The sequence below is a fragment of the Nonomuraea sp. NPDC048916 genome (assembly GCF_040649575.1).
Lineage (GTDB): Bacteria > Actinomycetota > Actinomycetes > Streptosporangiales > Streptosporangiaceae > Nonomuraea.
Window position 1 is genome coordinate 234,530 of the sequence record NZ_JBEZFS010000012.1, and the last position, 20,431, is coordinate 254,960.

16 protein-coding genes are annotated in these 20,431 nt (G+C 70.8%); 9 read left to right on the plus strand and 7 right to left on the minus strand.

Features of this window, described 5'->3' with window-relative positions:
* Positions 1-5: 5 nt before the first annotated feature.
* The 3 genes from AB0C16_RS15070 to AB0C16_RS15080 all read left to right on the plus strand — a co-directional run bounded on the left by AB0C16_RS15070 (position 6) and on the right by AB0C16_RS15080 (position 8,172).
* The gene (locus tag AB0C16_RS15070) at positions 6-6,269 is read left to right on the plus strand and encodes an RHS repeat-associated core domain-containing protein (protein WP_357682812.1); all 6,264 of its coding nucleotides are present in this window, start codon (positions 6-8) and stop codon (positions 6,267-6,269) included.
* Positions 6,270-6,509: 240 nt separating this feature from the next.
* A complete protein-coding gene (locus AB0C16_RS15075; RefSeq protein ID WP_357682814.1) occupies positions 6,510-7,274 on the plus strand; it encodes a glucose 1-dehydrogenase in 765 nt (254 codons plus the stop codon).
* Between the two features lie 103 nt (positions 7,275-7,377).
* Positions 7,378-8,172 (plus strand): alpha/beta fold hydrolase, encoded by a 795-nt coding sequence (locus AB0C16_RS15080; RefSeq protein WP_357682816.1) that lies wholly within the window; start codon positions 7,378-7,380, stop codon positions 8,170-8,172.
* Here AB0C16_RS15080 and AB0C16_RS15085 read toward each other — a convergent pair.
* The 3 genes from AB0C16_RS15085 to mce form a co-directional block, all read right to left on the minus strand.
* Positions 8,132-9,334 carry an AI-2E family transporter gene (locus AB0C16_RS15085; protein ID WP_357682818.1) on the minus strand — a complete coding sequence of 401 codons (1,203 nt, stop codon included), beginning with the start codon at positions 9,332-9,334 and terminating at the stop codon, positions 8,132-8,134. The two genes, AB0C16_RS15080 and AB0C16_RS15085, sit on opposite strands and share 41 nt — an antisense overlap.
* Before the next feature lie 137 nt (positions 9,335-9,471).
* Positions 9,472-10,758, minus strand: coding sequence for a DivIVA domain-containing protein (locus tag AB0C16_RS15090; protein ID WP_357682820.1), 1,287 nt, complete (start codon positions 10,756-10,758; stop codon positions 9,472-9,474).
* 183 nt (positions 10,759-10,941) lie between these two features.
* On the minus strand, positions 10,942-11,373 hold the full coding sequence (gene mce / locus AB0C16_RS15095) for a methylmalonyl-CoA epimerase (RefSeq protein ID WP_357682822.1): 432 nt from the start codon (positions 11,371-11,373) through the stop codon (positions 10,942-10,944).
* Between the two features lie 81 nt (positions 11,374-11,454).
* Here mce and AB0C16_RS15100 point away from each other — a divergent pair, with 81 nt between their 5' ends.
* Positions 11,455-12,639: an acetyl-CoA C-acetyltransferase gene (locus tag AB0C16_RS15100; protein WP_357682824.1), complete on the plus strand. Its 1,185-nt coding sequence runs from the start codon at positions 11,455-11,457 to the stop codon at positions 12,637-12,639.
* Between the two features lie 18 nt (positions 12,640-12,657).
* Here the strand turns inward: AB0C16_RS15100 and AB0C16_RS15105 are convergent, their stop codons facing one another.
* Together AB0C16_RS15105 and AB0C16_RS15110 are read right to left on the minus strand one after the other, a co-directional pair.
* Positions 12,658-13,329, minus strand: a complete 672-nt coding sequence (locus tag AB0C16_RS15105; protein WP_357682826.1) for a DUF4230 domain-containing protein — start codon at positions 13,327-13,329, stop codon at positions 12,658-12,660.
* Positions 13,330-13,357: 28 nt separating this feature from the next.
* Positions 13,358-14,716, minus strand: a complete 1,359-nt coding sequence (locus tag AB0C16_RS15110) for a hypothetical protein (protein ID WP_357682828.1) — start codon at positions 14,714-14,716, stop codon at positions 13,358-13,360.
* A gap of 236 nt (positions 14,717-14,952) precedes the next feature.
* On the opposite strand from AB0C16_RS15110, the gene AB0C16_RS15115 reads away from it, so the two are divergent.
* From AB0C16_RS15115 to AB0C16_RS15130, 4 genes are read left to right on the plus strand one after another with little or no spacing between them, the layout of a single operon-like run.
* Positions 14,953-15,480: a MarR family transcriptional regulator gene (locus tag AB0C16_RS15115; protein ID WP_357683058.1), complete on the plus strand. Its 528-nt coding sequence runs from the start codon at positions 14,953-14,955 to the stop codon at positions 15,478-15,480.
* Entirely contained in the window at positions 15,473-16,411 is a 939-nt protein-coding gene (locus AB0C16_RS15120; protein WP_357682830.1) for a tetratricopeptide repeat protein, read from the plus strand. The genes AB0C16_RS15115 and AB0C16_RS15120 overlap by 8 nt, the downstream gene beginning before the upstream one ends.
* A 9-nt stretch (positions 16,412-16,420) precedes the next feature.
* Entirely contained in the window at positions 16,421-17,050 is a 630-nt protein-coding gene (locus AB0C16_RS15125) for a cytidylate kinase-like family protein (protein ID WP_357682832.1), read from the plus strand.
* A 57-nt stretch (positions 17,051-17,107) separates the two neighbouring features.
* Complete coding sequence (locus AB0C16_RS15130) at positions 17,108-18,517, plus strand: NAD-dependent malic enzyme (protein ID WP_357682834.1); 1,410 nt, start codon at positions 17,108-17,110, stop codon at positions 18,515-18,517.
* A gap of 5 nt (positions 18,518-18,522) precedes the next feature.
* Here AB0C16_RS15130 and AB0C16_RS15135 read toward each other — a convergent pair whose 3' ends face one another.
* On the minus strand, positions 18,523-19,068 hold the full coding sequence (locus AB0C16_RS15135) for a hypothetical protein (protein WP_357682836.1): 546 nt from the start codon (positions 19,066-19,068) through the stop codon (positions 18,523-18,525).
* A gap of 116 nt (positions 19,069-19,184) precedes the next feature.
* Here AB0C16_RS15135 and AB0C16_RS15140 point away from each other — a divergent pair, with 116 nt between their 5' ends.
* Entirely contained in the window at positions 19,185-19,763 is a 579-nt protein-coding gene (locus AB0C16_RS15140) for a YqgE/AlgH family protein (protein ID WP_357682838.1), read from the plus strand.
* Here the strand turns inward: AB0C16_RS15140 and AB0C16_RS15145 are convergent.
* The gene (locus tag AB0C16_RS15145; protein WP_357682840.1) at positions 19,760-20,371 is read right to left on the minus strand and encodes a TetR family transcriptional regulator; all 612 of its coding nucleotides are present in this window, start codon (positions 20,369-20,371) and stop codon (positions 19,760-19,762) included. The two genes, AB0C16_RS15140 and AB0C16_RS15145, sit on opposite strands and share 4 nt — an antisense overlap.
* Positions 20,372-20,431 lie beyond the last annotated feature (60 nt).

The window sequence follows — 20,431 nt, forward strand, 5'->3', positions numbered from 1 at the left end:
TTCGCATGGATGTGCCGACCGAGTTAGACCTGCCAGAGTCCTACTGGAATCGTTTTCAGGAGCAGCCCGTACGCCAGTCGCCGTGGCCACGACGGCTGGCCACTCTGCTGGCCGTCGTCGTCGTCCTGCCGCTGGCGCCTGCCGTGCCCGCGAGCGCCGCACCGGCCACCGCCCCGGCCGTGCGCAACGAGACCCCGGTCCGCGGCAAGCCGGTCCCGGTGCTGCCACGGGAGGCCGATCCGGCCCAGGAACACGCCTGGAAGGCTCCGCCGGGCGTCGCCTGGCCGAAACCGCAGGCGGTCGAGCTGTCCACGACCGGTGACCCGGCCGCCCGGACCCTGACCGCCGGCTTCCCGGTACGGCTCGCCGAGCCGGACGAGCCGGCCAAGAAGTCGAGCAAGAAGTCGGCCACGGGGTCGAGCTCGGAATCGGAGGCGGCGTCGGTCAAGGCGTCGGCGCCCGAGCGGGTCCGCGTCGAGTTGCTCGACGCCACGCAGGCGGCCCGGCTCGGCCTCGCGATGCGGGTGACGCCCGGCCAGGGACTCGCGGCCGAGCGCGGCAGGACCCGCCTGCGGATCGACTACTCCGGATTCCGCCACGCCTTCGGCGGCGACTACGGCACCAGGCTCCGGCTGGTGCGGCTCGACGAGTGCGCCCTGAACGCCGCCGCGACGGCCCCGGGGACGGCCTGCCCGCTTCCCGTGCCGGTGCCCGGCCGGAACGACGCGAAGGCGGGCACGCTGACCGCCGACGTCGAGCTGCCCGCGTTGTACGCGCTGGCCGCCGCGCCCTCGGGGCCGTCGGGCGACCACGCGGCGACCTCGCTCGCGCCCTCGGCCGACTGGAGCGTCGGCACCCAGTCGGGCGACTTCACCTGGTCCTATGGCCTGCGCTCACCGCCCGCGCTGGGCGACGACGAGCCGGAGATGTCGCTCTCGTACTCCTCCCAGAGCGTGGACGGCCGTACCGCGTCCACCAACAACCAGCCGTCCTGGGCGGGAGAGGGCTTCGAGCTGAGCCCCGGCGGCTACATCGAGCGCCGCTACAAGTCGTGCATGCTCGACGGCAAGAAGACCGGCGACCTGTGCTGGGACCAGGAGAACGCGACCCTGGCCCTCGGCAACTCGGCCGTCGAGCTGGTCAAGGACGCCACGACCAAGCAGTGGCGGCCCAAGCGTGACGACGGGACCCGGGTCGAGTACCTCAAGGGAGCCGTCAACGGCGACAACGACGGCGAGTACTGGCGGGTCACCGACGAGGAGGGCACCCAGTACACCTTCGGCCTCAACCGCCTGCCCGGATGGGCCACCGGCAAGCCGGAGACCAGGTCGACCTGGACGACGCCGGTGTTCGGCAACAACAGCGGCGAGCCCTGCTACAAGAGCGACAGGACCGCCGCCTGGTGCCAGCAGGCCTACCGGTGGAACCTCGACCTCGCGGTCGACACCCACGGCAACGCCACCACCTACTGGTACGAGACCGAGAGCAACTACTACGGCCGCGACATGAAGCCCGAGCAGGGCACCGTCTACGTCCGCGGCGGCCACCTGACCCGGATCGACTACGGCTACCTGCAGGGTGAGCTGTTCACCCGGTCGCCCGCGGCCCGGGTGCTGTTCGACGTCGCCGAGCGGTGCGTCCCGGGCGGGGCCGTCACCTGCGCGCCCGACCAGCTCAAGAAGGACACCGCGAGCCACTGGCCGGACGTCCCCTTCGACCAGATCTGCAACGCCGGGGAGAAGTGCACCGACCGGCTGTCGCCGACGTTCTTCTCCCGCAAGCGGCTGGCCAAGATCACCACCCAGGTGCTCGACTCCACCAGGTGCCAGCCGTACTGCGCCGTCGACTCCTGGACGCTGACGCACGCGTTCCCCGCGACGGGTGACGGCCTCAGCCCCTCGCTGTGGCTGGCGTCCATCCAGCAGAGCGGCCATGTGGGCGGCACCATCACGCTGCCCGGGATCACGTTCAGCGGCGTCCAGCTTCCCAACCGGGTCGACGCGGACGAGGGCCGCGCGCCGCTGGTCAAATGGCGGGTCCAGGCGGTGAACAACGAGACCGGCGGGCAGCTCCGGGTCAACTACGCTCCCGCCGACTGCCTGCCGGGCGAACTGCCGGCCGCCGACCGCAACACGCGGCGCTGCTTCCCGCAGCGGTGGGCGCCGGAGAACGAGCCCGAGGTCACGGACTGGTTCCACAAGTACGTGGTGGCCCAGACGCTCGAGATCGACCGGGTCGCCGGGTCGCCGGCGGTGGTCACCGACTACGAGTATCTCGACGGGGCCGCCTGGCACTACGCCGACAACATCCTGGTCAAGCCCGAGCACCGCACCTGGGCGGACTGGCGCGGGTTCGGCAGGGTCCGGGTCCGCGAGGGCGACGGGCAGGACGGCAGGCGCCGGCTCACGGAGTTCAGGTACTTCCGCGGCATGAACGGCGACCGCCTGGCCGACGGCACCCAGCGCAGCGCGCAGGTCGAGGACAGCGAGGGCCGCAAGCTCGACGACCACGATCAGCTGAGCGGCTTCGAGCGTGAGGAGATCCTCTACGACGGCGACGGCGGCGTGATCGTCAGTGCCATGACGGAGGAGCCGTGGTCGCTCAAGACCGCGGAGTCCACCCAGGGCGGCGTCACCAAGGCGGCGCACATCGTCCAGGCCAAGTCCATGGTCACCCGTACCGCCCTGGGCGGCGGCACGTGGCGGCGCACCGGGGAGGAGCGGGCCTTCGACGAGTACGGCCTGCTCACCCAGGTCGACGACAAGGGCGACCTGGCGACCGCCGACGACGACCAGTGCACGCGCTACACCTACGTCCGCGACCCGGCGAGCTGGATGCTCGACTACACCAGCAGGATCCACAAGGTCGCCGCCGGGTGCGGCACCGGCATGGCCACGCTGGCCGCCACCGACGTGCTCTCCGACGAGCGGGTGCACTACGACGGCCGGCCGTACGGGCAGGCGCCGGTCAAGGGCGACGTCACCACCGTCCAGGAGGTCGTGTCCGGCGACGGCGCCACCGTCGACGACGCCGTCCGGACCTACGACGCGTACGGGCGGATGACCAGTGAGACCGACTCGGTCGGCACCAAGGTCACCACCACCTACACGCCGGCGTCGGGCGCCCCGGCGACCGAGATCAAGGAGACCAACCCCCTCGGCCACGAGGAGCGCACCTTCATCGAGCCGGCTTGGGGCGAGCCCGTGGCCGAGATCGACGCCAACAACCGGCGCACGGACATGGAGCACGACGCGCTCGGCCGCCTGGTCAAGGTGTGGCAGAGCGACCGCAGCAAGGGGGCCGGCCAGTCGCCCAACACGGAGTACTCCTACCTGACCCGCGACGACGGTCCCAGCGTCGTCACCACCAGGACCCTCGGGGCGGACGGCGCCTACACCACCAGCCACGAGCTGTACGACGGCCTGCTGCGCCCCCGCCAGACCCAGGAGCCCGCGCCCCGCGACGACCAGACGCAGGATCCCGCGTTGCGCGACGGGCGCACGATCACCGACACCTTCTACAACTCCTTCAGCGAGGTGGCCAAGTCCAACGGCGGCTACTTCAGCCCCGGTGTGCCGTCCACCGACCTGCTCGGGGTGGCGGACGCGGACGTCCCCAGCCAGCTCGCCGCGGTCTACGACGGCACCGGCGAGCTGACCGCGCAGGTCCTGCTGGCCAAGGGCGTGGAGAAGTGGCGCGCCTCGGCCACCCACAAGGGCGACCGGGTGGACGTCACGCCGCCGCCCGGAGGCACGGCCACCACCAGCATCGGCGACGCCGAGGACCGGCTGGTCGAGCTGCGCCAGTACAAGGGGGCCACACCGACCGGCGAGTACGAGGCGACCAGATACGCCTACGACGACGCGGGCCGGCTGGCCAGTGTGACCGACCACGCGGGCAACGTGTGGCGCTACCACTACGACATGCGCGGCCGGGCGATCAGGACCGAGGACCCGGACAAGGGCGTCACGACCTTCACCTACAACGACGCCGACGAGATCGCCACCACCACCGACGCCCGGGGCATGACCCTCGCGTACGTCTACGACGACCTCGGCCGCAAGCGGGAGCTGCGCGAGGGCTCCACGGACGGTCCGCTGCTGGCCGAGTGGAAGTACGACGCGCTGGCCAAGGGGCATCTGAACGCCGGCATCCGCTACGTGGACGGCCAGGCGTACAAGGCCGAGATCAACGCGATCGACGCCCAATACCGCACCCTGCGGCAGACCGTCACCATCCCGGCCCGTGAGGGCAAACTGGCCGGGTCGTACGTGCTCAACACCCGCTACACCCTCGACGACCAGGTCCAGTCCATCAGCTTCCCGGCAGCAGGCGGGCTGGAGGCGGAGTCGGTCGTCTACTCCTACGACGGGCTCAGCCAGCCCACCAAGGTGACCGGCCTGTCGTCGTACGTCACGGCGACCCGCTACTCCAAGATGGGCGAGACCCTCCAGCACGAGCTGAGCACCGGAGGCAAGAAGGCCTGGCTCACCTTCACCCACGACGAGACCACCCGCCGGCTGACCCGAAGCCGGCTGGACCGCGACGGCGCGGCGTCGGCCGACCTGGACCTCAACTACACCTACGACCCGGCCGGCAACATCACCAAGATCACGGACATGGTAGGCGGGCAGTCCAGGGACACCCAGTGCTTCACCTACGACCACCTGCGCCGGCTGACCTCGGCATGGACGGCCACCGATGGCTGCGCGAGCGGCGCCCCGCAGCCGGACGGCATCGGCGGCGTCGCGCCGTACGCGACGAGCTACGCCTACGACTCCACCGGCAACCGGACGAAGGAGACCAAGCACGCGTTCGGCGGGCGCGCGGAGTCCGTCCGCTCCTACACCTATCCCGCGGCCGGCGCCAAGCAGCCGCACGCCGCGCTGTCGGCCGGCACGGACACCTTCGCCTACGACGCGGTGGGCAACACCACCAGGCGCAAGGTCGCAGCCACCGACCAGACCCTGGTCTGGGACGCCGAGGGCAACCTCCAGTCGGTGACCGAGGCGGGCAAGGTCACCTCCTTCCTGTACGACGCCGACGGCGACCGGCTGCTCCGCAGGACGCCGACGGACTCGACCCTCTACATCGACGACATGGAGCTGAGGTTCGACGTCGCCAAGGACGTCGTCGAGGCCACCCGCTACTACACCATCGGCGGCCAGGCGGTGGCCGTGCGCACTCCGGACAACCAGGTGTACTTCCTGGTCTCCGACCACCAGGGCACGGCCCAGGCCGCGGTCAACGCCGGCAACGGCGACCTGGCCGTACGCAGGACGACGCCGTTCGGCGAGGACCGCGGCGCTCCACCGCCGTGGTGGCCCGGCCGGCGCGGGTTCGTCGGAGGCGGGCAGGACCCGTCGACCGGGCTCGTCCACCTCGGCGCCCGCGAGTACGACGCGAGGAACGGGCGGTTCCTGTCCGTCGACCCCGTGATCGCCGAGGACGATCCGCAGCAGCTCAACGGCTACGCCTACGCGAACAACAGCCCCGTCACGATGAGCGACGCCGACGGGCAGCTCGTCTGGTTCGTGGTCGCGATCGGGGTCAGGGTCGCGGCCCAGGTGATCGCCAGGAGGCTCGCCCTGGCCGCGGCCAGGCGCGCCGCCATCGCGCTGGCCAGGAAACGCGCCGCCGCGCTGGCCAGGAAGAAGGCCGCGGAGCTGGCCAAGAGGAGAGCCCTCGCGGCGGCCAAGAAGAAGGCCCGGGAGAAGGCCAAGAAGAAGGCGGCGGAGCTGGCCAGGCGGAAGAAGGCGGCCGAGGCGAAGAAGAAGGCGGAGGCGATGCGCAAGAAGGCCGCCGCCGAGGCGGCCAAGCGCAGGGCCGCCAAGGCGCGCCGCCAGCTGGCGAAGAACACCAAGCGCCTGCGGGCCGCCCAGCGAGCCCGCAGCAGGCGCGCGAGCAGGGCTCCGGACCGGGTCGCCCGGCAGCGGCCCGCCCACCGGCCGACCAGCCAGCGGGCGGCCCAGCGGGAGATACCGCCCAGGGCCGGTCGCGCACCCGTCAGGCAGGGGCAGGTGTACAACATCAACGGCCAGACCCAGCAGACCAGATCCATCACCGTCTACCGCGACGGCCGGATGTACCCCGACGGGCGGCCACCGGTCAACCCCAACGGCTCCGGTCAGCTGCAGAGGCAGGACTACAAGCCATGGGAACTGGAGCCGCCACATACGAGAACGGGCACTGTCGCTGAAACCGGGGCACGCGTCACCCGCTGGATCGACCAGAGCGGGCTGGACGACTTCTTCGGCTTCTTCTTCTGACCCGGCTCGACGTCTGACCCGGTTCAGCTTGTGACCCGGTTCAGCTTGTGACCCGGCTCGGCTTGTGACCCGGCTCGGCTTGTGACCCGGCTTGGCTTGTGATCCGGCTTGGCTTGTGACCCGGCTCGCGGGGAACGGCGCGGGGCATCCTGCCCCGCGCCGTTCGTCGCGCACGGGGCATGGCGTCGCGGGCGCGCGAGTCCATAGAATCTTGTTCGGTTCTAGCCGGAGGAGGACACTGTGGGCGCGTTCGATCTCAGCGGGAAGAAGGCCTTGGTCACCGGGGCGTCGAAGGGGATCGGGCGGGCCATCGCGCTCGCCTACGCCGAGGCGGGCGCGGACGTGGCGCTCGTGTCGCGGTCGGCCGCGAGACTGGCCGAGGTGGCCAAGGAGGTCGAGGCGCACGGCCGGGAGGCCGTGGTGATCCCGGCCGACCTCACCGATCGCGACCAGGCCGCCGGCGCCGTCCACGGGGCGATCGACGCGCTGGGCCGGCTCGACATCGTGGTCAACAACGCCGGAGGGTCCAACTTCCTGGTCGAGTTCAAGGACCTGCGGCTGTCCGGGTGGGACAAACTGATGCGGCTCAACCTCGACTCCGCCATGGCCGTGTGCCACGCGGTCGCTCCGCACCTGCTCGAACGGGGCGCCGGGTCCGTGATCAACGTCGCCTCCGCGGCGGCCCTGGGCGCGCCGCTGCTGGCTCCCTACGCGGCGGCCAAGGCGGGCGTGGTCGCGCTGACCAAGTCGCTGGCCGTGGAGTGGGCGCGGGCCGGCGTGCGGGTCAACGCGCTGTGCCCCGGCTGGACGGCCACCGACCTCAACCGCAACCTCTGGGACGACGAGGCGGCCAGCGCGTCGACCATCGCGGGGGTGCCCATGCACCGGTGGGGGAGCGCGGAGGAGATGGCTCATCCGGCCGTGTTCCTGGCCGCGCCCGCCTCGGCGTACATGACCGGACAGGTGCTCTTCGTCGACGGCGGGATGACGGCGACCGCCGGATGACCTCGGGCGGGAGGCGTTTTCTGGAGAACTGGTCGGCGCATTGGGGGTATATCGGCATACGTCGTGGAGTGATTGTCGCGGGGAACAGGGCTACCGTGTGGTCGTGCAGCTCTACACGAGATCAACCGGGACCGGACTCCCGGTCGTACTGCTCCACGCGTTCCCGCTCTCCTCGGCCATGTGGCTGGCACAGCGGGAGGGGTTGGCCAAGTCGTGCCGGGTGATCACCCCTGACCTGCGCGGCTTCGGGGGTTCACGGCTGGGCGAGGACGAGCCGTCCGTCGACCTGATGGCGGACGACGTCGCCAGGCTGCTCGACGACGAGGGCGTCGACCGGGCGGTGGTCGGCGGCCTGTCGATGGGCGGCTACGTCACGATGGCGTTCTGCCGCCGCCACCCCGATCGCCTGCTGGGGGTCATCCTGGCCGACACCAAGGCCGGGCCCGACCCGCGGCCCGCCCGCGACAACCGCGAGCGCATCGCGCAGGCCGTGCTGTCCGGCGGCAGCGACGTGCTGCTCACCGACGTGCTGCCGGCGCTCATCGGGCCGACCACCAAGGAACGCCGGGCCATGGTGTTCGGGCGGGTCAAGGGCCTCGTGCAGTCGGCGCCGCCGGGCGCGGTGGCCTGGGCGCAGCGGGCCATGGCGGGCCGGCCCGACTCCTTCGCCACGCTGGCCGCGCTCGAGGTGCCGCTGCTGGTCGTGGTGGGCGAGGAGGACGAGCTCACGACGCCGGTCGACGCCGAGGCGATGGTGCGCGCCGCGTCCGACGGCAGGCTGGAGATCATCCCGAAGGCCGGTCACCTCAGCGCGGTCGAGCAGCCCGAGGCGTTCAACGCGGCGGTGGCGGAGTTTCTCAGTACCGGGCTTGGCGAGGCAGCACGATCTCCCGGATGATCAGGGCGATCGCGGCGGCCACGGGGATGGCGACCAGGGCGCCCACGATGCCGAGCAGAGCGCCGCCGAACAACGCGGCGATGACCGTCACCGCCGGCGTCACGTCCACCGAGCGCTTCATGACGCGCGGGTAGATCAGGTAGTTCTCGACCTGCTGGTAGATCACGAAGAAGATCGCGCAGGCGAGGCCCGCCGGCACCGACTGCAGCAGCGCCACGCCCGAGACCAGCACGGCTCCGATGGTCGCGCCCACCAGCGGGATCAGGTCCGTCAGCGCGATCACCAGGGCCAGCGCCAGCGCGTACTTCACGTCCATGATCGACAGGAAGATCCAGGCCAGCACGCCCGCGATGACCGAGATGAGGACGTTGCCGGCGACGTAGCCGCCGATGCCGTCGAGCACCTCCTCGGCGATCCCGCGGGTGCGATCGCGCCGCGAGGCCGGGACCAGCCTGAGCAGGTAGTCCTTGATCGTGGGCAGTGAGCCGAGGAAGTACAGCATGAGCACCAGCAGCGTCACCGTGGTGAACATGCCGTCGAGCACCACGAGCCCGGCCCCCACGACACCGGTGGCCAGCGCGGGCCCCAGCGTGCCGGTGACGAACGCGGCCAGCTTCGGCAGGATCTGATACTCGGCGTCCAGCCGGCGGAGCGTCGGATGGTTGCTCAGCTCGGTGACGTAGCCGGGCACGGCCGCCACGAACTCAGCCAGTTGCTTGCTCACCGGCGGCACCACGGCCAGCCCGAAGAGCACGAACGCCACGATGACCCCGGCGAACACGATCGAGATCGCCCCGCGCCTGCCCAGCCGGCGCCGCTGCAGCGCCTCCACGGCGGGGTTCAGCCCGACGGCCAGGAACATCGCCACCACGACCAGGATGATCACGTGCAGCGAGGCGACGACCATCTGCGCGATCGCGATCGCCGTCAGCACCCCCAGCCCGCCGACCAGCCCGAACAGGAACGGGCCGCGCGCCAGCGGTTTCCCCGGCAGCCCGTACGGCGCGCCGCCGGCACCGGCCCTTCCGGGAGTCGTGCTCTCCGCGGAAGTTGTGCTCTCCGCCGGGGCTGTGCTCTCCGCCGGGGCTGTGCCCTCGGCCGGAGCAGTGCCCTCGGCCGGAGCTTCGCCTTCGGCTGGAGCGGGCTCGACTTCTGCGGACACGGGAGACTCCTGGTGACTCGGGGGGTGAAACCGCGACGAACGCCGTAAGCCGCGGCAACAGGAAGAGAGCCTAGCGACCATCAAGGTCACCAGGCTCTCTTCAGCCGTCTATCAGCCCCCGCGTAGTGGCTTGCTGGCTACTCCTGCCACCACTCCGCGTCGTCCTCGGCCTTGGCCGCCGGCTTGGGAGCGGGCGCCGGCGTGGCCGGCTTGTCGTTGGCGGGTGCGGCGATCGCCGGCTTCGGCGGGGCCGCGACCACCGCGGGCTCGGGCTCCATGCCCGGCAGCGCGGCGCCGCCGAGCAGCTGGCGCAGCTGCGCCAGGTGGCTGGTGATGCTGTCGCGCTGGCGGGTGAGCTCGTCGACCTGGCGCTGCATCGAGCTGCGGGTGCGCTCGGCTTCGTTTTTCGCCTCGGTCACTATCGTCTCGGCGCTCGACTTGGCCTCGGCCACGATCTGCTCGGAGTTCTTGCGAGCGTTGGCGACCAGCTGCTTGGCGTGCAGATCGGCCTCGCGGCGGGTCTGGTCGGCCTGCTGGGTGGCCTTCGTGGCCCTCGTCTCGGCGGTCGCGGCGCGCTGCTCGGCCTCGTCGACCAGCTTCTGGGTGCGGGCCTGGGCGTTGTCGTGGCGCTCCGCCTCCTGGCGCTCCGCCTCCTCGCGCCGGGACGCCAGCTGGATCTCGAACTCCGCCTCGTCCTGCGCCCGCTTGGCCTCGGACTCCTCCAGGACCCGCTGAGCCTGCGCCCGCATCTCGTCGGCCTGGCGCTTGGCGGTGGTCAGCACCTCGTCGCGCTCGCGCTTGGTCGAGGCCCGAAGCTGGGCGACCTCGCGCTCGGTCGTCGTGCGCAGCTTGGCGATCTCGCGCTCGGCGTCGGCCCGCTTCTCGGCCACCTCGTGGTTGGCGGTGGCGCGGAGCTTGGCCGCCTCGCGCTCGGTGGTGTTGGTCAGCTCGTCGGCCTCGCGGCGCGCGGTCGAGCGGATCTCCTCGGCGTCACGCTCGGCGCTGGTGCGCATCTCGTCGCTCTCGCGAGTCGCCTGCGCACGCTTCTCGGCCGCCTCGGCCTCGGCCGCCGCCCGCAGGTCGGCCGCCTCGACCTTGGCCGCGGCCTTGATCTCGTTGGCCTCGGACCTGGCGGCCTGGACGAGCTCGGTGGCCTGCTCCTCGGCGAGCCTGAGCAGCTGCTCGATGCGGGCGCCCAGACCGGAGTAGGTGGGGCGCTCCTGCTCCTGGAGCTGGCGCTGCGAGTCGGACAGGTCGCGCTGCAGGCCGGTGACCTGCTCGCGGGCCTGTCGTAGCTCGCCGTCCAGCTGCTTCAAATGATCATGGACCTGATGGCGATCATAACCGCGGAGCACCACGTCGAACTCGCGTGCCGGGGCGTCTTCGAAGAAGTTGTTGAGTTGGGCGTCGATGTCGGACTGCATGGAGGCTCGATCCTGGGTTGTCGAGACGGCTACACGGGCCGGACGGGGGGTTCGGGGCATCAGAGCCAGGAGCCTGTGCCTCGCGGCAGGCCCCTTGTCCGGTGGAAAGCCAGCGTACTCCGCCGATGCCGACTCCGAGGCCCCGTCCAACTTTCTGCGTGACTAGTTACATATGAACGATTTTTAGGTTTGTGCGGGCCGGGCCGCCTGGACCAGCTCCGTGAGCATTCCTCCCACGTCCTTGGGGTGCAGAAACGCGATCTCCGACCCCATCGAGCCGTGCCGCGGGCGTTCGTCGAGCAACCTGACGCCCTTCGCCCCGATCTGATCCATCGCCTTGGCGACGTCGGGCACTCCGAAGGCCACGTGATGAACCCCTTCGCCGCGCTTCGCCAGGAACTTCCCCACCGGGGAGTCCTCCGACAGGGGTTCGAGCAACTGGATGTAGGAGCCGCCGCCCTCTCCGTCGGCGATGTGGAGCATGGCCTCCTTGACGCCTTGCTCCTCGTTCACCTCACGGGCCACCACGGTCAGATCGAACGTTCCAGAGAACAGCTCGATCTTCTCCTCGAGGTCGTGGCAGGCGATCCCGATGTGATCGATGCGCATGAACATATGTGGCCTACCTCCCTTGCTAACGTCCTTTTGCACGTAGGTATGGTGTCAAAGAATCCCCCGTGGGCACAGGAGGCCGCCATGTCTGGTTCCGTCATCGTCGCAGGGGCACGCACCCCGATCGGCAAACTGCTCGGCTCCCTGTCCGGGTTGCAGGCCGTCGACCTGGGCGGCATCGCCATCAAGGCGGCCCTGGAACGTGCCGGTGTCGCGCCCGAGGCCGTGGAGTACGTGATCATGGGCCAGGTGCTCCAGGCGGGCGCCGGCCAGATCCCCTCCCGCCAGGCGGCGGTCAAGGCCGGCATCCCGATGACGGTGCCCTCGATCACCATCAACAAGGTGTGCCTGTCCGGCCTCGACGCCATCGCCCTGGCCGACCAGCTCATCCGCGCGGGAGAGTTCGACATCGTGGTCGCCGGCGGCATGGAGTCGATGACCAACGCCCCCCACCTGCTGCCCGGCCTGCGCAAGGGCGTCAAGTACGGCGGCTCCGAGGTGGTCGACTCGATGGCCCACGACGGCCTGTTCTGCGCCTTCGACCAGTGCGCGATGGGCGAGTCCACCGAGCGCCACAACACCCGCCTGGGCATCGGCCGCGAGGAGCAGGACGCCGTATCGGCCCGCTCCCACCAACTGGCCGCGGCGGCCGCCAAGAACGGCGCCTTCGAGGACGAGATCGTGCCGGTGGAGATCCCGCAGCGGCGCGGCGAGCCGCTGGTCGTCAAGGAGGACGAGGGCGTGCGGGGTGACACCACCGTGGAGACGCTCGCCAGGCTGCGGCCCGCGTTCGCGGCCGACGGCACGATCACGGCCGGTTCCGCCTCGCAGATCTCCGACGGCGCCTGCGCGGTCGTCGTCATGTCCAGGGCCAAGGCCGAGGAGCTGGGCCTGCCCTGGCTGGCGGAGATCGGCAGGCACGGCAACGTCGCCGGCCCCGACGCGTCGCTGCAGTCGCAGCCGGCCAACGCCATCAAGCACGCCCTGGGCAAGCAGGGGCTGGCGGCCGGCGACCTCGACCTGGTCGAGATCAACGAGGCGTTCGCCGGCGTGGTGGTCCAGTCGGCCAAGGAGCTCGGCCTGCCGCTGGACAAGGTGAACGTCAACGGCGGCGGCATCGCGCTCGGCCACCCGATCGGCGCCTCGGGTGCGCGCATCGTGCTCACCCTGGCCCACGAGCTCAAGCGCAGGGGCGGCGGCCTGGGCGCGGCCGCCCTGTGCGGCGGCGGCGGCCAGGGAGACGCGCTGATCATCCGCGTCCCGGCCTGATCGGGGGCCCCGGGGGCCTCAGAGCTCGTCGGCGAACTTCACCGTCACCTTGCTGAACCCGAGCGACCTGAGCAGCCCTTCGAGCATGGCCTTGGTGTTGGCGTCGGCCCTGGCTCGCAGGTCGCTGGCGGTGGCGGCCTCGGCGATCTTCTTCTCCGCCAGCACGTACAACTCCCGCTGGTCACCGGGTGAGGACGACAGGAAGTCCTCGACCCGGTCGAGCAGCCCGCGCTGCTGCGCGAAGACGTAGGAGCGCCGGTTGTCCAGGTTGGGCTTCTCGAGTTGCGCGCGAGGCAGCCGGATGGTGGCTTCGGTGCGGTCGGCGTTGACCGTCACGGCGCCGTTCGCCATCGTCGAGAAGTCGACGTAGGCGTCCACGCCGCCCGCGCCCACGAACAGGGTGCGGCTGCCCTTGACCGCGTCGGGCAGGAAGTTGGCGTCCTTCTCCAGGTCCACCACGACCTGGAAGTTGCCGGTCGCCGCCTCGAACCGGCTCAGGTCCTTGAGCGACTGCAGGAGCACCGGCTGACTCCGGTCGACCGTCTGCTCGCCGAAGGGGTCGAGCCAGCTCCAGGCCAGGCGTCCGCCGACCACCAGCAGGATCGCCACGACGAGGAACCCCGCCAGATATCGCCACTTGCGGCGCCGTCGGGGGGTCTCCGCCACAGGCTCCGTCCGGGTTGTCTTCATGCGGTGTTGACTACCCGAGCATGGATCATCATTGCCAGCCATTTGGTGACATCTGTGGTCCCCAGGTCGGTGAGGGGTTGCCGCTGGGGCCGGGGTAGACCGGGTAGACCGGCGAGGAACCGCCCCCCGACGGGGGCGCGGGCGCGGGCGCCTGGGCGGGGCCGCCGCCGAAGTGGGTGCTCGACAGTTTGCAGGCCTGGAAGTCGCTGTAGAACATGCCCAGCCACTCGCGCCTCTGGTGCTCGCTCAGCCCCGAGAACCAGGCGGCGGCGTACTGGTGGTCGGGCAGCGGCCCGCCCGGCAGCGGCTCGCCGCGCAGCCAGGCCATCACGATCTCGCGGTAGCCGTCGGCCGGGGTGCCGGGGCAGCGGGCCGCCAGCGACTCGACGTACTCGTAGGACGCCTGGTCGGCGAAGCCGGCGGACAGGTCGCGCACGTGGATCGGCGCCAGGCCGGTGGACGGCTTGAGGTTCTCCTCGAGCGGCCGCTGCTCCACCCGGGTGAACGCGGCGGGGGTGCCCGCCAGCCGGGAGGCGATCTTGGTGAAGGTGGCGCCCAGCTCGGTGAGGCCGCTGCGCATCCCGGGGTGCAGGCAGACCGTGATCGGCCAGTCCTGGCAGCTGTAGGCGATCTCCTGCGCGGCGGCCGGCTTGGGCTCGGCCAGCAGCCGCGCCACCCCCGTGCCCGCCGCCAGCACGGCCAGCAGCGCGCAAGCCAGCACCAGCGCCTGCTTGGTGACCAGCGCCGTCCAGCCGAGCAGCAGCGCCGCCGTGATGCCGAGCAGCCAGATCGTCTGGTTGAGGAACGCGGCGCCACTCAGCCCCTGGAACAGGTCGTACGGCTCGCCCGTGCCCGGAGCCAGCCGGTCGGCCCAGCCGCGGCCGTCGGCGAGCCAGCTGAACAGGCCGTAACAGCACAGCCCGGCGAGCGGCGGCGTGACGGCGCGGGGAGCCAGCCAGCCGGCGACCCACCCGATCACCGAGTAGAGCGCCAGCCCCGCCATGCCGACGCCCAGCCCCGGCAGGCTGAGCCGGCCCGACTGCTCGGTGAGCACGGTCTTGACGGCGAGCACCAGCACGGTCGCGGCGAACGAGCCGAGCACCACCAGCACGATGGCCAGCGGCGCCTTGAGCGCGCGCCACGCCGTCAGGCAGCGGTCACCCAGCGCCCTGCGCTTGCGCAGGGCCACCCACGCGGCGAAGGCCGCCGCCACGGGCCCGGTCAGGCGGAGCGATCCGATCACCGCGGCCACGATGTTCTCCCAGGCGTCGACGCCTGGGATCAGGACACTCCACGCAGCGACCAGGCCGAGCGCCAGGAGCACGGCGACCGTGACGGCCGCGCTCTGCTTCAGCTCCTCGCGTGAGACACCCACGTGTTCAGGCACGCGTTACCCCGTTGACGTTCATCAAGCACCCCCCGTGCCCCGTTGGTAAAGCGGAAACGATCAGTCCGGGCAGGTCCCCACCGCCGGTGAACTTGGCTTCCGCGTCACCTTTCGATGCGAGAACCATAACTGAGCGTGATGTTTCACGTCCGCATTCTTGGTCAAGTAGCGAATCCGATCGCTCAGAGTAACCAGTCTAAACGGGACGAGCGGCGCGCTACGGTAGCGCTGTGTCAGTGCCGAAGCCTCTCAACCTGCCGTTCGATCCCATCGACCGCGCTGCTCAGACCTGGCGTGCCCGCTTCGGACCCGCTTCCGCGATGGCCGCCGTCACCTCGATCATGAGAGCGCATCAGATCCTGCTGTCGCAACTTGACTCGCTCCTGAAGCCGTACGACTTGACCTTCGCCAGGTACGAGGCTCTCGTGTTGTTGACCTTCAGCAGAACCGGGGCGCTCCCCTTGTCGAAGATCGGAGAGCGTCTCATGGTGCATCCGACGAGCGTCACCAACACGGTCGACCGGCTGGAGCGGTCGGGGCTGGTGCGCCGGATGCCCAATCCGCGCGACGGTCGCGGCGTGCTCGCCGAGATCACCGACGCCGGTCGCGACGCCGTGCGGCAGGCGACCGCCGACCTGATGGCCGCCGATTTCGGGCTCACGATGTACGACGAGGACGAGTTGCGGCAGATGTTCGACCAGCTGCGCACCCTGCGGGTGGCGGCGGGTGACTTCGCGATGCGGCAAGATGAGGAGCATGGCTGACTTCTCTAGGCCCGGGTCGCTCTACGGAGCGGTCGATCTGGGCGCCCGTAAGCAGGCACTGGAGGCGCAGGCCCGGCGAGAGACGGGAGGGCCCCAGGCGGCTTCCTCGGCCTCGATCGTCGACGTGACCGAGGAGACCTTCACGACCGACGTCATCGACCGGTCGATGACCGTGCCCATCGTGCTCGACCTCTGGTCGCCGCGGGCACCCGGCAGCGCCCAGCTCAGCCCCGTGCTCGAGAAGGTGATCGGCGAGACCGGCGGCAGGGCCGTCCTGGCCAAGGTCAACGTCGACGCCAGCCCGCAGATCGCGCAGGCCCTGCGCGTGCAGGCGGTGCCGACCGTGCTGGCGATCTTCCAGGGGCAGGCCGTCACCGGCTTCCAGCAGGTGCTGCCCGAGCAGGAGGTGCGCCGCTGGCTCGACGAGCTGATGGCCGCGGTCGAGCAGTTCTACGAGGCCAACCCCGACGCCAGGCCGACCCCCCAGGCGGGAGACCAGGAGGCCCCCGAGGGCCCGCTGGCCGACCCCGACCTCGTGGCCGCCGAGCAGGCGATCGACGAGGGCGACCTCGACGCGGCCCAGGCCGCCTACGAGCGGCTGCTGGCCCGGGCGCCGGGCAACGAGGACGCCAGGATGGGGCTCGCGGGCGTCGGCCTGATCAAGCGCACCGCCGACGCCGACCCCGCCGACGTGCAGCGGCGCCTGGCCGACCCGGCCGACATCGACGCGCAGCTGCTCGCGGCCGACCTCGAGATGCTGTCCGGGGCCGTCGACGAGGCGTTCGACCGTGTCATCGCCGTGGTCAGGCGCACCTCGGGTGACGAGCGTGACAAGGCCAGGCGTCATGTGCTCGGGCTGTTCGAGGCGCTTCCCGCCGAAGACCCGTCTCTGGCCAAAGCGCGTAGAGCTTTGTCGAGCGCGCTGTTCTAACCTGGGTGTATGCGGGTCGTCACGATCTCCGCGACCTACGGCACGGCGGGCAGTCTCATCGGCCCGGCGGTCGCCGAGCGACTTGGTGTGCCCTTCGTCGACCGTGCCATCCCGAGCGCCGTGTCCGAGGAGCTCGGCTGCACGCTCGAGGAGGCGCTGGCCCATGACGACCGGGCCGAGCACGGCCTCGGCAGGCTGCTCTCCGGTGCGATGCGGCTGCCGACGGTCACCTTCGGCGGCGTGGACATGTACGTCCCGGGCGTGTTGCCTCACGCGCCCGAGGACTTCGTCCGCCGCACCGAGCACATGCTCAAGGAGACCGCCCGCGTGCAGGGCGGCGTCTTTCTGGGCCGGGCCGGGGCGATCGTGCTCGCCGGCCATCCCGGCGCGCTGCACGTCAGGCTCGACGCGCCGCTGAAGCGCCGGGTGCGGCAGACCGCCACGCTCGGAGACCTCGGCGAGCGGGAGGCGCGCCGCCTCATCGAGGACAACGACCGCGCCCGCGCCGCCTACGTGCGCCACTTCTACCGGGCCGACGCCGCCGACCCCGGGCTCTATCACCTGGTCATCGACAGCACCAGCATTCCCGTGCCGGTGTGTGTCCAGCTCATCGTGACGGCGGCCGAGGCTCTGGGCTGACCTGAGTTCCCCCTACGATAGGAGGACTTCTTGGTCAGGCCCGAAGGAGCGATTGACGTGGCGACCGTCCCGAGTGTGTCGTACTCCATCACTGTGCGGCTGGAGGTGTCGGCAGGCGGCAAGGCCGTCAGCCAGCTCACCCACGCCGTAGAGTCGGCAGGCGGCGTGGTCACCGCCCTCGACGTCACCAACGCAGGCCACGAGAGGCTCCGCATCGACGTCACCTGCGCGGCCAGGGACACCGATCACGCCCAGGCGATCGTCGACCAGCTCGAGGGCGTCGACGGCGTCGTCATCCACAAGGTCTCCGACCGCACCTTCCTCATGCACCTCGGCGGCAAGATCGAGATGGTGTCGAAGGTGCCGCTGCGCAACCGCGACGAGCTCTCCATGGCCTACACGCCGGGTGTGGCGCGGGTGTCGATGGCGATCGCCCGCAACAAGGAGGACGCCCGGCGGCTGACCATCAAGCGCAACACGGTCGCCGTGGTCACCGACGGCTCCGCGGTGCTGGGGCTGGGCAACATCGGGCCCGAGGCGGCGCTGCCGGTGATGGAGGGCAAGGCGGCGCTGTTCAAACGGTTCGCGGGCATCGACGCCTGGCCCATCTGCCTCGACTCGCAGGACGTCGACGAGATCGTCCGCACGGTCCAGCTGATCGCGCCCGGCTTCGGCGGCATCAACCTTGAGGACATCTCCGCGCCCCGCTGCTTCGAGGTGGAGCGGCGGCTGCGCGAGCTGCTCGACATCCCGGTCTTCCACGACGACCAGCACGGCACCGCCATCTGCGTGGTCGCCGCCCTCACCAACGCGCTGCGCGTGGTCGACAAGCCGCTGGAGAGCGTCCGGATCACCATGGCGGGAGCGGGCGCCGCGGGCACGGCGGTGCTGCGGCTGCTGCTCGCGGCCGGCGCGCGCGACGTGATCGTCTGCGACTACCTCGGCGCCGTCCACCTGGGCCGCGACGACCTCGACGACTCGCTGCGGTGGATCGCCGAGCACACCAACGCCCAGGGTTACGCCGGCGACCTGCGTGGCGCGGTCAAGGACGCCGACGTGTTCGTGGGCGTCTCCGCGCCGGGCATCCTGACGGGCGACGACATCGCCGCGATGGCCCCCGACGCGGTGGTGTTCGCGCTGGCCAACCCGGAGCCCGAGGTGTCTCCCGACGACGCCCGCGAGCACGCCGCCGTGGTGGCCACGGGGCGCTCCGACTACCCCAACCAGATCAACAACGTGCTGGCGTTCCCCGGCGTCTTCCGCGGCCTCCTCGACGCGCAGGCCACCGAGGTCACCTCGGAGATGCTGCTGGCCGCCGCCGGAGCCCTCGCCGCCGTCGTGACGCCCGAGGAGCTCGGCCCCAACTACATCATCCCCAGCGTCTTCCACCCCGACGTGGCCACCGCCGTCGCCGCGGCGGTCCGTGAGTCCGCGGGCGGGCGTGCCCGCGGCTTCACGGAGGCGTGATCCGGTCAGGAGGAGCGGCGGGTGGTCAGCGGGCCCGGGTGGCCGGACCTGGGCCAGACCGACCCGTACCACCACAGGATTCCGCCCATGAGGAGCAGCGCGACCGCGGTCGCCACCTTGGCCAGGAGGGCGAGCGGCGGCCCGGTGAACGGTAGTTGCTCCTGACGCCAGCCCTGCGGGCAGTCGTTCTCCGCGCGCGCCGAGCTGACCAGGGTCTCGCCTCGTGAGCCGCCGATCGAGTACGCCTTGATCCGCACGCTGTCGCCGCGCTGGACGGTGATGTTCTGCCTGACGGTGTCGTAGCCGTCGACGGAGCCGGCGACCACGGTGGACGAGCCGGCCCGCAGGTCGAAGCGGGCCGGGTGACGGGTGCGGTTGCGCAGCGCGACCGAGACCTGCCCGGTGCGGCAGCTGATCCGGTCGACCGACATGGTGATCGGGTCGTCGAAGTCCGGCCAGGCCCCCGCCTTGGCGGGCAGCAGGAGCGTCACGGCCAGGGGCAGGACGGCCAGGAACAGTGCGGTCAGGCTGAGTCGGGTTGCGGTGCGCATGATCGGGCTCCACGACGATGCTGATCTTTGCTCCATATAGTGCCCAATTGATTGCGTAGAGTAACGTCGTTGGAGCGGGGGAGCGAGATGGGCGGTTGACCCATCATGATGGATGTATGGCCGAAGCGATCTACGTTGGCGGGTTGTTGGTGGCGACGCCGCTCCTCGACGACCCCAACTTCCGGCGTAGCGTCGTCCTCATCCTCGAACACGACCTCGACGGCGGCACCCTCGGGGTGGTGCTCAACCGGCCGAGCGAGATCTCGGTGACGCAGGTGCTGCCGGTGTGGGATCCGCTGGTGACGGGCCCGCCGGTGCTGTTCGAGGGAGGCCCGGTGCAGACCGACAGCGCGCTGGCGCTGGCGGCGGTGCCGAGTGGGGCGGAGCCGCTCGGCTGGCGCCGGCTCCACGCCGGCACGCCCGCCGTCTCGCGGCTCGGCACGGTCGATCTCGACGCCCCGCCCGAGATCCTGCAGGGAGAGATCGCGCAGATGCGCATCTTCGCCGGTTACGCGGGGTGGACCTCCGGGCAGTTGCAGAGCGAGATCGCCGAGGGCGCCTGGTACGTCGTCGACTCCGAGGCCGGCGACACCTTCCACGCCGATCCCGGGTCGCTCTGGCGTCACGTGCTCCGGCGGCAGGCCGGAGAGCTGGCCTTCGTGGCGACCTGCCCCGACGACCCGACGCTCAACTAGGCGTCCCAGCCGGGCCGCATGAGGCTCTGGGTCAGCTCGATCGTCTCCCGCATCCGCCGTACGATCTCGTGCAGGTCGTCGACGTCACGCCGCGGGCACTCGAAGCCGACCCGCAGCGTCGACATGGCGAACGCGACCGCCAGGTGCGACAGCCGGTCGGAGTCGGGGTCGACGCCTCTGCGGGAGGCGATCTCGCGGGCCAGGACACGTTCGGCCTCCGCGGCCTTGCCCACCGAGAGACCCACCAGGCGCGGATTGCCGTCCAGAACCTGGTGCAACTTCAGGAACCGGGCGGCGTCATCGGGCGTTGAGCCCTCCATGTCGTCGAGCACCGCGCGCAACGCGTGTGACAGTGACGTGAAGGGGGGCTCGTCCGCGGGACGGGTCCGCAGGGTGTCCATCATGATCTCCGTGCCCTGGTCGTGAAACCAGAGCACCAGGTGGTCCTTGCCGGTGAAATAGCGGAAGAAGGTGCGCGGGGAGATCTCGACCGACCCCGCTATCTGGTCGATCGTGGTCGAGTCGTACCCTTGTTCGAGGAACAGGTCGAGTGCCGCGTCGAGGATCGCCAGGCGCGTCTTCGTCTTCTTGCGTTCCCGCAGCCCCACAGATGTCACTCCCTCGAAACCTGCCTGTCATAGTGTGCCATAAGTCATGAACTGACGAAT